The organism is Reyranella sp., from assembly GCF_052439685.1.
Lineage (GTDB): Bacteria > Pseudomonadota > Alphaproteobacteria > Reyranellales > Reyranellaceae > Reyranella.
Genome location: NZ_JBQVQG010000004.1, coordinates 82148 through 95968, shown reverse-complemented (window position 1 = coordinate 95968; position 13821 = coordinate 82148). Strand labels below are relative to the sequence as shown.

The 13821-nt window shown below is 62.6% G+C and carries 12 protein-coding genes; 6 read left to right on the top strand and 6 right to left on the bottom strand.

Annotation, left to right across the window (positions count from 1 at the left end; genetic code table 11):
- Positions 1-11 precede the first annotated feature (11 nt).
- Positions 12-380, top strand: a complete 369-nt coding sequence (locus ACT6UX_RS07430; protein ID WP_444774509.1) for a hypothetical protein — start codon at positions 12-14, stop codon at positions 378-380.
- Positions 381-399: 19 nt separating this feature from the next.
- Here ACT6UX_RS07430 and ACT6UX_RS07425 read toward each other — a convergent pair whose 3' ends face one another.
- The 5 genes from ACT6UX_RS07425 to ACT6UX_RS07405 form a co-directional block, all read right to left on the bottom strand.
- Complete coding sequence (locus tag ACT6UX_RS07425) at positions 400-885, bottom strand: cupin domain-containing protein (protein WP_444774508.1); 486 nt, start codon at positions 883-885, stop codon at positions 400-402.
- 26 nt (positions 886-911) lie between these two features.
- On the bottom strand, positions 912-1700 hold the full coding sequence (locus ACT6UX_RS07420) for a 2-keto-4-pentenoate hydratase (protein ID WP_444774507.1): 789 nt from the start codon (positions 1698-1700) through the stop codon (positions 912-914).
- A 119-nt stretch (positions 1701-1819) separates the two neighbouring features.
- A complete protein-coding gene (locus tag ACT6UX_RS07415; RefSeq protein WP_444774506.1) occupies positions 1820-4069 on the bottom strand; it encodes a 3-hydroxyacyl-CoA dehydrogenase NAD-binding domain-containing protein in 2250 nt (749 codons plus the stop codon).
- 103 nt (positions 4070-4172) lie between these two features.
- Positions 4173-5384, bottom strand: a complete 1212-nt coding sequence (locus tag ACT6UX_RS07410) for an acetyl-CoA C-acetyltransferase (RefSeq protein WP_444774505.1) — start codon at positions 5382-5384, stop codon at positions 4173-4175.
- A gap of 154 nt (positions 5385-5538) precedes the next feature.
- Positions 5539-6681 (bottom strand): acyl-CoA dehydrogenase family protein, encoded by a 1143-nt coding sequence (locus ACT6UX_RS07405; RefSeq protein WP_444774504.1) that lies wholly within the window; start codon positions 6679-6681, stop codon positions 5539-5541.
- A gap of 131 nt (positions 6682-6812) precedes the next feature.
- Here ACT6UX_RS07405 and map point away from each other — a divergent pair, with 131 nt between their 5' ends.
- Complete coding sequence (map, locus tag ACT6UX_RS07400; RefSeq protein ID WP_444774503.1) at positions 6813-7559, top strand: type I methionyl aminopeptidase; 747 nt, start codon at positions 6813-6815, stop codon at positions 7557-7559.
- A 71-nt stretch (positions 7560-7630) separates the two neighbouring features.
- On the opposite strand, the gene ACT6UX_RS07395 is transcribed toward map, so the two are convergent.
- The gene (locus tag ACT6UX_RS07395; protein ID WP_444774502.1) at positions 7631-8572 is read right to left on the bottom strand and encodes an IS110 family transposase; all 942 of its coding nucleotides are present in this window, start codon (positions 8570-8572) and stop codon (positions 7631-7633) included.
- Between the two features lie 483 nt (positions 8573-9055).
- On the opposite strand from ACT6UX_RS07395, the gene ACT6UX_RS07390 reads away from it, so the two are divergent.
- From ACT6UX_RS07390 to ACT6UX_RS07375, 4 genes are all read left to right on the top strand, one after another.
- Positions 9056-9589 (top strand): hypothetical protein, encoded by a 534-nt coding sequence (locus ACT6UX_RS07390; protein ID WP_444774501.1) that lies wholly within the window; start codon positions 9056-9058, stop codon positions 9587-9589.
- A 142-nt stretch (positions 9590-9731) separates the two neighbouring features.
- Positions 9732-10232, top strand: a complete 501-nt coding sequence (locus ACT6UX_RS07385; protein ID WP_444774500.1) for a hypothetical protein — start codon at positions 9732-9734, stop codon at positions 10230-10232.
- A gap of 269 nt (positions 10233-10501) precedes the next feature.
- Positions 10502-12211 (top strand): ATP-dependent nuclease, encoded by a 1710-nt coding sequence (locus tag ACT6UX_RS07380; protein ID WP_444774499.1) that lies wholly within the window; start codon positions 10502-10504, stop codon positions 12209-12211.
- Complete coding sequence (locus tag ACT6UX_RS07375; protein WP_444774498.1) at positions 12201-13622, top strand: UvrD-helicase domain-containing protein; 1422 nt, start codon at positions 12201-12203, stop codon at positions 13620-13622. Before ACT6UX_RS07380 ends, ACT6UX_RS07375 begins: the two co-directional genes overlap by 11 nt.
- Positions 13623-13821 lie beyond the last annotated feature (199 nt).

Genomic DNA, 13821 nt, shown 5'->3' with positions numbered 1-13821 from the left:
ACGATGGGCTCATGCAGATCCGCGGCTTCTACGAATTCGGCCATGCGCTCGACGTCCTGAACGCCGACAGCCATGGCTTCTCGCCGGCCGACGTCGCGCACGTCGACCGCTTCTGGGCCTATGGCGACATGCACGACAGCTCGGCCGGCTTCGTGCTGCAGTTGCGCGACGGCCGGCGCGCCTATGTCGAGTTCCTGCACTGGCACGGCTTCGAACAGGACGAAGATTTCAGGATCGATGTCGAGATGCTGGAGGGCGCCGAGATGCCGGCCGCCCCCTTGCGCGAACCGATCGACCCTTCGGCGCCCTGGCCGCCGGGCGGCTGGTCAGACGAGACAGCGCATCTCGACCGGCTGCTTGCCAACGGCCGCGGCGACTGACCTTGCCCCGTTGGCGAGGTTACTTCTTCTCGCCGTCGTAGTAGTCGACCGTGGTCTCGGCGCGGAACATCTTCCAGAGCTTCGTGGTGTCGCCATTTCCGGCGACGATCGAGATCTTGCCGGAATCCGGATACTCGCAGGCATCGAGCGGCACCCGGGTCGAGACGGAGAGATAGCGCATCGTCTCCGTGCCGGTGTTGATGATCTGGTGTGCCACGTCCGCGCCGCCGGGCGGACAGGCGATGACGTCGTGCCGGCGGAGCGGATAGCGCTGGTCGCCGAACCTGAGCTCGCCCTCGCCCTCCAGGATGAGGAACATCTCCTCCTCACCGTGATGGCTGTGGAACGGGCACTGGGCCTTGCCGGGCGGCAGGACCGTCAGGTTGTAGCCGAGGTTTTGCGCGCCGATCCCGTCGCTGAAGCGGGCGCGGCGGGAGGTGTAGAGGCCATCCTCCTCGACGTCGTCGAACGCCACGTCGTCGAGGTTCACGATCGGCTTCGCCATGCCCGCCTCCGCAGTCAGGGATACTCTTACTTGACGGTGATCTCCGCCCCGCCCAGCCCGGCGAACTCGGTCTTGGCGACACCGGCGCCCGGCAGGAACTGCGGCGGGTGCACCGAGCCGGTGAGGATCATGTCGCCGGCCTTCAGCTGCTTTCCGTTGGCGATCAGTCTGTTGGCGAGCCAGGCGAGCGAGATCATCGCGCCGCCCATCACGTTGCTGCCCGGACCGGCGCCGATCTCCTTGCCCTCGAACTCGGAGCGGCCCTTGACGTTGACGAAGTCGGTCTTCTGCCAGTCCTTGATCTCGGTGCCGACGATGCAGGCGGCCTGCAGCACGTCGTCGGCGATGCGGCCCGGGCCGCCCAGCTTGGAGACATCGCCGTAGCGGTTCTCGACGACTTCCATGCCGCAATAGAGGTTGGAGACGAAGGCCTGGATCGACTGGGCGGTGTACTCCGTGCCGGCCGGCACGTCCTTAGCGATGCGCGCGACCATCTCGCACTCGACGCCGGCCTTGAGCGGCCAGCCCTTCTCGAACACCGCGCCGCTCTGGCGGATGCCGCTGGTGTAGAGGCCGGCGAAGGCCGGACCCGAGAGCTTCAGCGGCTCGTACTGCGCCGGAACGGCGAAGGCGACCTTCCAGCCCGCGAGCTTCCAGCCGGCGGCTTCGAGCTTGTCGTGGACCGCGAACTGGACCTTGTAGGCATCGGCCTCGGAGAGGCTCGCCGTGGCGTCCGCCAGCCAGTCCATCGTCGTCTTCGAGCAGCGGCCTTCGACGATACGGTCGGCGAGTGCGGCGATTTCCTTGGCGTCCACGGCATTTCTCCCTTTGATCTGGCGTCGCGCTTTTTACTGCCCCGCGACGCAAGTTCAAAGCTCATGTTCCTCTCCGCCCGTGCCGGCGGGCGAGAGGACTATGAGAGCAGGCTTGGCGGCTACGCCGCCTTCGCCGGCTGGTACTTGCCGTAGAAGCTCTCGCCCTTGGCGGCCATGTCGCGCAGGAGCTTCGGCACCTCGAACTGGGCGCCGTACGCCTTGGCGAAAGCGTCGCACTCGGCGACGAACGTCTTGATGCCGACCTGGTCGATCAGGCTGATCGCCCCGCCCGTCTGCGGCGCGAAGCCCAGGCCCATGATCGAGCCCACGTCGCCGTCCTGCGGGTTGGTCAGCACGTTGCTTTCGAGGCAGCGCGCGGTGTCGACCGCCTGCACGTAGAGCAGGCGCTTCTTGATCTCGTCCTCCTTGGCGCGCTTGTCCTCGCCCTCGCCGTAGAGCAGCGCCGGATCGGCCGGGAAGTACTTCTGCAGCTCCGGCCACAGGCGCTTCTTGCCGTCGGCCGGATATTCGTAGAAGCCCTTGCCGTTCTTGCGGCCGAAGCGCTCGAGCTTCTTGACCATCAGCTCGAGGATGTCCTCGGTGCCGGCGCCCTCAAACTTCTGGCCCGAAGCCTCGGCGTCGCGCCGCGTCTGGTCCATGATCTTCCACGACAGGTCGATGGCGACCTCGTCGTTGAGCGACAGCGGGCCCACCGGCATGCCGGCATAGCGCGCGCAGTTCTCGATCATGGCGGCCGGGATGCCCTCCTTCAGCATGCGATGGCCTTCGCTGATGAAGGCGCCGCAGACGCGGGAGGTGAAGAAGCCGCGGCTGTCGTTCACGACGATTGGCGTCTTGCGGATCTTCTGGACGAAGTCGAGCGCCCGCGCGAGCGTCTCCTGCGAGGTCTTCTGGCCGACGATGATCTCGACCAGCGGCATCTTCTCGACCGGCGAGAAGAAATGGAGACCGATGAAGTGGTCGGGCCGCGACGAGGCTTCGGCGAGGCCGGTGATCGGCAGGGTCGAGGTGTTCGACGCGAAGACCGCGGTCTTCGGCAGCGCCGCCTCGGCTTTCTTCGTGGCCTCGGCCTTCACTTCGCGGTTCTCGAACACCGCTTCGATCACGATGTCGCAATCCTTGAGCGCGCCGAAGTCCGGGGTCGCCGTGACCTTGGCCAGCATCGCGTCGGCTTTCGCCTGGTCGAGGCGCTTGCGCTTCACCAGCTTGCCCAGCTCGTCGGCGATATGCGCCTTGCCCTTGTCGGCGGCCGCCTGATCACGATCGATCAGCACGATGTCGAGACCGGCCTGCACCGAGACGGTGGCGATGCCGGCGCCCATCAGGCCGGCACCCAGCACGCCGATCTTCTTGTATTCCTGCTTCGGCACGCCCTTGGGCCGGCGCACCAGCTTGTTGGCTTCCTGCAGGCCGAAGAACAGCGTGCGGATCATGCTCTTGGCGACGGGGTCGCGCAGCAGCGAGACGAAGTAGCGCGTCTCGACCTTAAGGCCGGCATCGAACGGCAGCATCAGCCCTTCGTAGACGCAGCTCATGATCGCCTTCGGCGCCGGATAGACGCCGTTGGTCTTGCCGCGCACCATGGCGCTGCCGCCGATGAAGGTCATGACGCCCGGCGGGCTCCACACCTGGCCGCCCGGGAAGCCCGGGACCTTGAAGCCCTTGCGGTCCCACGGCTGCACGGCGCGGCCGTCGATCGCCTTGGCACCCTTGCCGGCATATTCCGGCACGACCTGCTCGGTCGCCGGCGCCGTCAGCCAGGCCTTGGCGCGGGCCAGCAGCTCTCCGGCCGGTACGAGCTCGTGGATCAGCCCCAGGCCCTTGGCGGCATCGACCGTGAGGTCCTTGCCTTCGAGCAGGATCGGCGCGGCGTTCTGCACGCCGATCAGGCGCGGAATGCGCTGCGTGCCACCGCCGCCCGGCAGCAGACCGATCTTCACCTCGGGCTGGCCGACCTTGGTCTTCGGGTTGGCCGCGGCGATACGATAGTGGGTGGCGAGGCAGATCTCGAAGCCGCCGCCCAGCGCCGTGCCGTTGATCGCGGCCACGATCGGCTTGCCGCCGGTCTCCTGGCGGCGGAACATCTTCTGCAGCTGGCTGAACTGCTCCATCAGCTTCGACGCGTCCGACGTGTCGAGGCCCAGGATCATCTCGAGGTCGGCGCCGGCGATGAAGCTGTCCTTGCCCGACGTGATGATGATGCCCTTGACCTTGTCGTCCTTCAGGGCGGTCTCGAGCGCGCCGGCATAGGCCGTCATCGAGGCCTCGTTGAGCACGTTCATCGCGCGGTTCGGCATGTCCCAGGTGATGGTGGCGATGCCGTCCGAATCGACGTTGTAGTTGATCATGTTTCAATCCCTCTTCGCTGGGAGCGCGCCACACCCCTGGCGCTCATGTGTGTCGAAATGCCAAGGAAGATGCGCCACTGGAGTGGCGCGCTCCCAGCAATGATCAGACGCGCTCGATGATGGTGGCGGTGCCCATGCCGCCGCCGACGCACAGCGTGGCGAGGCCGGTCGACAGGTTGCGGCGCTCGAGTTCGTCGAGCAGCGTGCCCAGGATCATCGCGCCGGTGGCGCCCAGCGGATGGCCCATGGCGATCGCGCCGCCGTTCACGTTGATCTTGTCGTACGGCATCTTGAGGATCTGCATGTAGCGCAGCACGACGGCCGCGAAGGCCTCGTTCAGCTCGAACAGGTCGATGTCGCCGACCGACATGCCGGCGCGCTTCAGCGCCTTCTCCGAGGCCGGCGCCGGGCCGGTCAGCATGATCGCCGGCTCCGAGCCGATCGAGGCGAACGAGCGGATGCGGGCGCGCGGCTTGAGCCCCGCCTTCTCGCCGAACTCCTTGGATCCCACCAGGATCGCGGCGGCGCCGTCGACGATGCCCGAAGAGTTGCCGGCATGGTGCACGTGATTGATCTTCTCGACCTCGGGATAGCGCTGCTGCGCCACCGCGTTGAAGCCGGGCATCATCTCGCCCTGCATCTTGAAGCTGGGCTCCAGCGCGGCCAGCGTCTGCATGGTCGTGGTCGGGCGCAGGAACTCGTCGCGGGCCAGCAGCTCGATGCCGTTCTGGTCGCGAACCGGGACGATCGACTTCTTGAAGTAGCCGGCATCCCAGGCGGCCTTGGCGCGCCTCTGCGATTCGACGGCATAGCTGTCGACGTCGTCGCGGCTCATGCCGTACTTGGTGGCGATCAGGTCAGCCGAAACGCCCTGGGGCACGAAATACATCGGGATCGCCACGGCCGGATCGACCGCCCAGGCGCCGCCGTCCGAGCCCATCGGCACGCGGCTCATGCTCTCGACGCCGCCGCCGATCGCGGCCTGGCTCTGGCCCGACATGACCTGCGCGGCCGCCATGTTGGTGGCCTCGAGGCCCGAGGCGCAGAAGCGATTGACCTGCACGCCCGAGACGGTCTCGGCGTAGCCCGCCATCACCGACGCGGTGCGCGCGATGTCGGCGCCCTGCTCGCCGATCGGCATGACGCAGCCCAGCACGATGTCGTCGACCAGGTGCGTGTCGAGATTGTTGCGGTCGCGCACGGCCTGCAGCGCGGTGACGGCCAGGCGCACCGGCGTCACTTCATGCAGCGAACCATCCTTGCGGCCCTTGCCGCGCGGCGTGCGGACGGCGTCGTAGATGTATGCGTCGGTCATGTCGGTCTCCTATTCGATAGTTCAGATTACCCTTTGACCTCACCCTGAGGAGCGATCTGCAAGACCGCGTCTCGAAGGGTGGGAACCAGTCTTGGTGTTGCCCATCCTTCGAGACGCCGCGCCAGGCGCGGCTCCTCAGGATGAGGATGGTACGTCAGAGCGTGCGTCCAATGAGTTCCTTCATGATCTCGTTGGTGCCGCCGTAGATCTTCTGCACGCGGGCGTCGGCGTAGAGGCGGGCGATCGGGTATTCCCACATGTAGCCGTAGCCGCCGTGGAACTGCAGGCACTCGTCGATCAGCGCGCACTGCAGCTCGGTCGTCCAGTATTTGGCCATCGCCGCGGTCGCCACGTCGAGTTCGCCCTTGAGGTGCCTGGCGACGCAATCGTCGACGAAGACCCGCGCGATATGGGCCTTGGTCTTGAGTTCGGCCAGCTTGAAGCGCGTGTTCTGGAAATCGATGATCTGCTTTCCGAACGCCTTGCGCTCCTTCACGTAAGCGAGCGTATGCTCCAGCGCCGCCTCGATCGCCGCCACCGCCTGGATGGCGATGACCAGCCGCTCCTGCGGCAGCTGCTGCATCAGCTGAACGAAGCCCATGCCCGGCCCGCCCAGCAGATGGTCGGCCGGCACCCGCACGTCCTGGAAGAAAAGTTCCGACGTATCCTGCGCCTTCATGCCGATCTTCTCGAGATTGCGGCCGCGCTTGAAGCCCTCGGTGTTCGTCTCGACGGCGATGAGGGACGTGCCCTTGGCGCCGAGCGTGGGGTCGGTCTTGGCGACGACGATCACCAGGTCGGCCAGCTGGCCGTTGGTGATGAAGGTCTTGGAGCCGTTGATGACCAGGTGGTTGCCATCCATGACGGCCGTGGTCTTCACCGCCTGCAGGTCAGAGCCCGTGCCCGGCTCGGTCATGGCGATGGCCGTGACCAGCTCGCCGGAGCAGGCCTTCGGAATCCACTTTTTCTTCTGCTCTTCGGTGCCGTAGTGGAGCAGGTAGGGAACCACGATGTCGTTGTGCAGCGAGAAGGCCGGACCCGAGGCGAGCGCCCGTCCCTGCTCCTCGATCATGATGGCGCTGTAGAGGAAATCCGCGCCGGCGCCGCCATAGGCCTCGGGCATGGTCATGCCCAAAAGCCCCTGCTCGCCTGCCTTGCGCCACAGCTCGCGCGGCACGATCCCCTCTTCCTCCCACTTCATGTGGAACGGGGTCACTTCCTTTTCGAAGAAGCGCCGGCAGGTGTCGCGAAACATCTGGTGTTCTTGCGTGTAATGCGCGGCCAGAGCGGCAGTCACGAGCATCGTCCTCCAACGATCGATATGGTCAGTCTTCTTGAGAGGACTGTGAGCCGCCGGCGGTTCGTCCGCCAGCCCATGGTAGGTAGTTTACCTTTACGTAAACGTCAACGGCGGTTAGGAGGGTGACGATGACCATCGAAAATGAAGAGCAGCTCGAGAAGCTGCGCATCATCGGCCGTCTGGTGGCCCGCACCCTCACCGCCATGGGCGAGGCGCTGGAGCCGGGCATGACGACCAAAGAGCTGGACGATCTCGGCCGCGCTCTGCTGGAGAAGGAAGGCGCCCGCTCGGCCCCTGAACTCACCTACGATTTTCCCGGCGCGACCTGCATCTCGGTGGGCCCGGACTGTGCCCACGGCATCCCGGACGAAACGGTCATCAAGGCCGGCGACCTGATCAACATCGACGTCTCGGCCGAACTGGACGGGTTTTTCGGCGACACCGGCGCCAGCTTCGCCGTGCCGCCGACCAGCCCGCGCATCGAGCGCCTCTGCGAGGATGGAAGGCGCGCCATGTGGGCCGGCATCCGGGCCGTGAAGCCGGGCGCCCGATTGAACGAGATCGGCCGGTCCATCGAGACCTTTGCGAAGAAGAACGGCTACAGCCTGATCCGCAATCTGGCGAGCCACGGCATCGGTCGTTCGCTGCACGACGAGCCGTCGGAAATCCCCACCTGGTACGAGAAGCACGACCGCCGCCGGATCACGGAAGGGCTCGTCTTCACGATCGAGCCGTTCCTGTCCTTGGGCGCTGACCATGTCGAGGAAATGGACGATGGCTGGACGCTGCGTCCCCCGCTGCACCAGGCTGCCGTGCAGTACGAGCACACGCTGGTCGCGACCCGCCGCGGGCCGCTGATCCTCACGCTGGCTTGAGCCGCGCTACCGCCCCGTCGTCTCGACCGGAGCCTTGCACAGCGAGGCGGAGCGGAGCAACCGTCTTGTTTTCAGGTGGGTCGCGGCTGCTGCCATTGAGTGCCATCTCTGACGACGGCGTTTAGCGTGACGATGAGCTTTCGCATGCAGGCGACGAGGCGGACCTTGCCCTTCTTCGCGGCGAGTCGCTCGTAGAAGGCAGCAATGATTGGATTATGTCGCGAGGCCACCATCGCGGCCATGTAGAGGGCTTTGCGCACGGCGGCGCGGCCGCCCTCGATGCTCTTGGGACTGTTCTGCCGGCCCGAGCTGCGATCGAAGGGAGCGACACCCACCAACGAGGCGATCTGCCGGCGGGTCAAGGATCCGAGTTCGGGCAGCAGGGCGATCAGGGTGGTGGCGAGGACCGGACCAACCGCCGGCACGCTGCGCAGTCGTTCGCTGAGGTCAGCCAGGTCGTCGTGTTCTGCAATGAGCTCGACCAGGCAGCGGTCGAGCTTGTCGCGCACCCGTTCCAACGATGCTTTGCGGGCGGTCACGAGCCGGCGCAGCGGCCCATCGCGCAGGTGCTCGAGCTGGTTGATGCAGTCCAGGATGGCGTCCTGGGTGTGCCGCCGGACCAGCAGATGTTCGGCCAGACGCTCACGCCGGGGATCGCGCCGAGGCTGGCGTTCTTGCGGCCAGGCGCAGGCGAACTCGGCGATGGTGCGGGCATCGAGACGATCGGTCTTGGCCAGTCGGCCCTTCAGCTGGGCAAAGCGGCGCACCCGCAGGGGATTGAGCCGGTGAACGATCAAGCCGGCATCTTCCAGCACTTCGCTGACCTCGCGCTCGTAGCCGCCGCTGGCTTCCACCGCCACCAACGCGACGCCCAGACCGATCAGCCATCGTCGCAACCCGGCCAGGCCTCGCCGGTCATAGGCAACCGTCCGGCTCTCGCCCGACGGCAGTACGTGCACGTCCAGTTTGTCCTTGCTGACATCGATGCCAGCCAGCCGTACCATATCGGCCATCTTCCTCTCCCATCCTTGTGGTCCGGGCTCAAACCCTGGCAACCGTTCGGGCTGATGAAGATGACGACGCGAGAGCCTTGCTCCACTGCGGACTGTAACCAAGAGACCTACGGTCTTCGCGTCGCCGGGTCGTGGCTGTTCGAGCAGCCACGACCCGGTCTGCGTTTACCCAATCTCAAAGACACAAGAGACCTTCTCTCTAAAAGCCGGCTAATCGTGGAGGCAAGGTCACTGCACTCCGCTGCGCTCCGGTTCGGGCGGGGTAACCCCCGCCCTGGGACGACGGTCAAATGCGACCGACTCGCAACAAAAGGTGCGACATTCATTTCGAATGTTTCGTTTGTTTCGATTATTTCGTTTATTCGGCCTCCCAAGCCCGCCCCGCCCGCGAAACCACGAAAGGAACACAGGCCCGCAACCCGCGTTGTCGTCTACGCTTTTCGCCCCTCGATCCGTCCCACGAGCCCGGAGTCAGCCCCTCCCATGAAGCACACCGCCCTCATCCTCGGCCTCGCTGCCACCGTCGCCGCCGCCGGCTGCTCCCAGATCGACCAGGCGCTGGCCCCGCCGCCGCCCAGCGCGCTGTCGCAGCCGATCCCGGCCTCGGAGGTCGAGTGGTCGAAGAAGAGCGGCGCCAACACGGTGAGCGGCATGGCGACCATGAAGGCGGGCGACACCATCCACACCTGCGCCGGCCAGGCCGCCAACCTCATCCCCGACAGCGCCTATGCCCGCGCCCGCATGACGGCGATCTTCGGCAACGATGCGCGCGGCACCCGCGCCGCCAGCCTGGCGCCGGTGAAGTTCGAGCGCGACGACCCACTCTACGTCTCGACCCTGCGCCGCACCACCTGCGACGCCTCCGGCAGCTTCTCCTTCCCGCGCGTCCCCGACGGCGTCTGGTACGTCACGACCGCCGTGAAGTGGGACGGCCCCGGCCACCGCGCCGAGGGCGGCTCGATGATGAAGCGGGTGGACGTGCGGGGCGGGAAGCTGGTGAAGGTGACGTTGCCTTGAATTTTCGAGGATCTCTTCCTGCTGCCGGCAAAGCCCCCATCAGCATGTCAAGCAAGGTATGCTTCAGCTACGGCTGTGATTCTCTGCGACTTGAAAGATTGGCACTCTGGTTGGCCAATTGCCGGGGTGATAGATTCGCGCCATGGCAATTCTCTACCTTGCAATGATCTCTGAGAAGGAACACCGGGAGTTTGTTAGTGAACTGCCGGGGCTTCTGACGCCCTATGCTGCCCATGTTGAGCAAGTTGGCCGCAAGGCAGCTAGCTGGACCGCAGCTCCCGGCAATGAAGTGGTCTATGTGTACATTTCGATCGAAGACCTGAGGGCATATCTGGCGTCTGGGCGGTCGCGCAATTTGACTGCGCTTTCAGCCCTAGCTCATGAGAAGGGAACTCGCTTGTCTCCTCTCAAAGATTCGGACTGCACTATCGTGCGAGTCACGATGCACAAAGGTTGGGAGCGCCCGACAGTTACGCTGTGGATTGCCGCTACTCCTGACCCCGATGAAGCAATCGCTGCTGTGAAGAGGCATGGCGCCCCAGACTGGGATATTGAAGCAATCGGCCCGGCAGATGGTCCCGTTGAGCGGTTTCGGTTGGCTCCTGGTGATGCCGTTCCTTATCCACCTCCCAAATTGGTTTAGGTTACGATAGTAGTGTGCACTTCGATTACGCGGCCTGCTCAGTCGCGAATCTGCCGATCGCGGCACGGCCTACTTCTGATAGAAAACGCGTAGTGGTCCGCTAATTGATGAAGTAGCTCACAATCGATTGAGAGATTTTGGGACCCTCTGCGTGACAAGAAAGGCACAGACCGTGTGCCCAAGTGAATGGGGAGCCGAATCGCGCGCGTGATTGCCCCTATTACGAGCAGTCCATTTTTCCACTATGGTGACTGCCGGGGGGAGAACACTTGGCACGCATCCGAGTTGTTGCAATCGAACACTATCGCTGCATCCAGCATTTGCATTGGATGCCGGGGCCGGGGCTAAACTGCCTAATCGGACCAGGCGATTCCGGCAAGTCTACAATCCTTGATGCAATAGACCTGTGTCTCGGCACAAGACGTAACCCCAGCATCACCGATGCCGATTTTCATGATCTTGATGTTGAGACCCCAATCTCAATCTCAATCACAATCGGTGAGTTGGACGATGGGTTGAAGAGCATCGAGACTTACGCGCCTTATCTTCGCAGTCTCAATCCAGCGAATGGTGAAGTTGCGGATGAACCGCACTCCGGTCATGAGACCGTCCTCACAATAAATGTCACTGTTGGTGGTGATCTTGATCCCGTTTGGCGTCTTGTATCCGGGCGTGAGGACCTTCGCGATCAAAAGCGCTTTCTAACATGGGCCGATCGCGCCCGGATTTCGCCAAATCGCATTGGCGCACTTGCGGATCACAATCTCGCATGGCGGAGAGGATCCGTGCTTACCAAGCTGTCTGAAGAACGCGCAGATACCTCAGCTGCACTTGCCCAGGCTGCTCGTGATGCAAGGCTCGCGTTCGGTAACGCAGCAGAGGCGCAGCTTGGCGCAACATTGCAGATTGTAACCCAGACGGCGGAAGAATTGGGCATCGCTACCGGTGGACCGCTTAAGGCTATGTTGGACGCTCATTCGGTGTCATTCACTGGTGGCACGATTGCCCTTCATGGGCCAGATGGCGTTCCTCTTCGAGCGCTTGGCGTTGGGTCAACCCGTCTCTTGCTCACAGGTTTGCAGCGCAAGGCAGCCGCGAAGGCTTCAGTCATTCTCATTGATGAACTTGAACACGGGCTAGAGCCCCATCGAATATTGCGACTTCTGGGGTCACTTGGCGCGAAAGAGCAGCAAGCTCCTTTGCAAGGATTCATTACAACGCACTCGCCCGTTGCCCTGCGCGAACTATCCGGGGACCAGCTCGTCGTAGTCAGGAAGACTGATCAGGGCCACATAGCGACAGCGGTTGGCACGCAGAACGAAATGCAAGGAACCATCCGGACCTTTCCGGAAGCTTTCCTTGCGCCGTCAATCCTTGTTTGCGAAGGCGCAACAGAAGTTGGATTGATACGCGGTCTCGACATCTACAAGACAACGCTCAACCAAATTTCTATTCATGCGAGCGGCGTCAGTCTCATCGACGCGAAAGGCGTGTCGCAACTCTACAACAGAGCGCAGCCGTTCAGGGATCTTCGTTACCGCGTTTCCGTTCTTCGCGACGACGATGCACAACCTGACGCGGGCATTGAAGCAGCTTTTCAAGCAGGCGCGAGCTCTGTGCTAAAATGGCGAGCCGGGCGCGCACTGGAAGATGAATTGTTTCAATCCATGCCTGATGCGGCTGTGCTTAGCCTTCTCGCAAAAGCAGAGGAGTTTCTTGGAGCCGACTTGATTGACAACCAGATCAAGTCCGTAAGCGGAAATACTCTCAATCTTGCCGCATGCAAGACTGCCGTTACACAATCATCGCGCTTGGCAATGGCAGCGGCGTCTAAGACAAAGCAGAACCCTTGGTTCAAGACAGTATCGAGAGCTGAGGAGATTGGTCGGGACATTGTGGGACCGCACCTGGACCAAAGCGAGCCCGGTTTTCGAGCTATCGTCGACGATATCTGGAGATGGATGCAAAGTGCCGGTTGAGATCGACCTGCTAGCGATTGATCGCGGTATCATCACCGCTCCCGCTGGCTGCGGCAAAACGCATCTCATAGCCGATGCTCTGATGCGGCATGACGACGGTAAACCGATTCTCGTTCTTACCCATACAAATGCGGGAGTTGCCGCGCTGCGTTCCCGCCTTGATCGAGAAGGAGTTCCGTCTTCTCGGTATCGACTTTCCACAATTGACGGATGGGCTATTCGTCTTGCCAAGACGTTTCCACAGCGCTCAGGAATCGACCCGACGGCGTTACTTCTCAACAATCGGAAACGCGATTACCCCCTCATTCGAGAAGCAGCATGGAGACTTCTAGAGGGTCGGCACATAGATGACGTCTTGGCCGCTTCGTATGATCGCCTCATTGTGGATGAGTATCAGGACTGCTCGGAACGTCAGCATGGTCTCGTCTATCACGCAGGGCGGGCACTTAGAACGGTTCTCCTTGGGGACCCTATGCAAGCCATTTTTGGCTTCGGTGATCCATTGCCTGATTGGCATGAGCAGGTTTGCAAACACTTCCCGGTGGTTGGCGAGCTAAGAACTCCACATAGGTGGATTCGAGTCGGGGAAGAGCAATTTGGCCGATGGCTACTCGACATCCGAAAAATTCTGGAGACAAGTGGCAACATTGATCTCGCGGGTTCTATTCCGAAGAATGTCACATGGGTTCCGCTTTACGGAGATGCCCGAGACCATGCCGCTCGGTTGGCCGCCGGTCGGTGGAATGCTCCTGGGGACGAAAAGGTACTAATCATAGCTGAGTCAACGAGACCTTCCGGGCAACAAGCTTATGCGTCGCAAATTCCGGGAGCGGTTACGGTGGAGAATGTAGATCTGACAGATCTCACGTCTTTCGCGGACAGCTTCGACGTGAGGGCAGCAAACGCGGTTCAGCATCTTATTTCCTTCGCCGGCTCTGTTATGGTGAATGTTGGTGCCAGCGATATGATTACTCGCTTGGCGACACTGCGTGCTGGACGCGCGAAACGCGCTGCCTCTGATACTGAAGCTGCGATGCTCCGGTTTGAGGATGAGAGAACATATGCAGCTGCCGGTGCCGCCTTGGCCGCCATCAATGAAGAAGGCGGTGTCCGCTCGCATCGCCCGGCGATCTTACGTGGTGCTTATAATGTCTTGAAGATCTGCGATAGTACCGGCGTTTCACCCGTAGAGGCGGCGACAACGGTACGTGAGCAAACTCGCTTGGTTGGCAGGCCACTCGCGAAGCGTACAGTTGGCAGTACGTTGCTACTGAAAGGGTTAGAGGCCGAGACTTGTGTAATTCTTGAGACTGAGAAGATGAATGCGAATCACTTGTATGTGGCTATGACACGCGGGGCCAAACGATTGATCATCTGCAATCGTGGCAACACTCTCTCGCCAGTAAGATGACACTAAGTCGTTTGGCGACTCAGCGGCCCTGACTGATCGCCTTTTTGGGTCACCATGATGTCGATGCAGTTGCCAATGTCGTGAACCACGGCGAAGAAATTTCGGACTTTCTCTCGTGTGAGGCTAGTAGCGAAATTCTTGCATTCGTGAAGCGCGCGGTAAGTCATCCCCGCCTGGCACCTGGTGCCTCACCCACCCG

Bases quoted from the DNA above. Each gene is read 5' to 3' on its own strand.
- ACT6UX_RS07425 (WP_444774508.1), bottom strand. From the start codon at position 885: ATGGCGAAGCCGATCGTGAACCTCGACGACGTGGCGTTCGACGACGTC.
- ACT6UX_RS07390 (WP_444774501.1), top strand. From the start codon at position 9,056: ATGAAGCACACCGCCCTCATCCTCGGCCTCGCTGCCACCGTCGCCGCC.
- ACT6UX_RS07410 (WP_444774505.1), bottom strand. From the start codon at position 5,384: ATGACCGACGCATACATCTACGACGCCGTCCGCACGCCGCGCGGCAAG.
- ACT6UX_RS07430 (WP_444774509.1), top strand. From the start codon at position 12: ATGCAGATCCGCGGCTTCTACGAATTCGGCCATGCGCTCGACGTCCTG.
- ACT6UX_RS07415 (WP_444774506.1), bottom strand. From the start codon at position 4,069: ATGATCAACTACAACGTCGATTCGGACGGCATCGCCACCATCACCTGG.
- map (WP_444774503.1), top strand. From the start codon at position 6,813: ATGACCATCGAAAATGAAGAGCAGCTCGAGAAGCTGCGCATCATCGGC.
- ACT6UX_RS07395 (WP_444774502.1), bottom strand. From the start codon at position 8,572: ATGGCCGATATGGTACGGCTGGCTGGCATCGATGTCAGCAAGGACAAA.
- ACT6UX_RS07385 (WP_444774500.1), top strand. From the start codon at position 9,732: ATGGCAATTCTCTACCTTGCAATGATCTCTGAGAAGGAACACCGGGAG.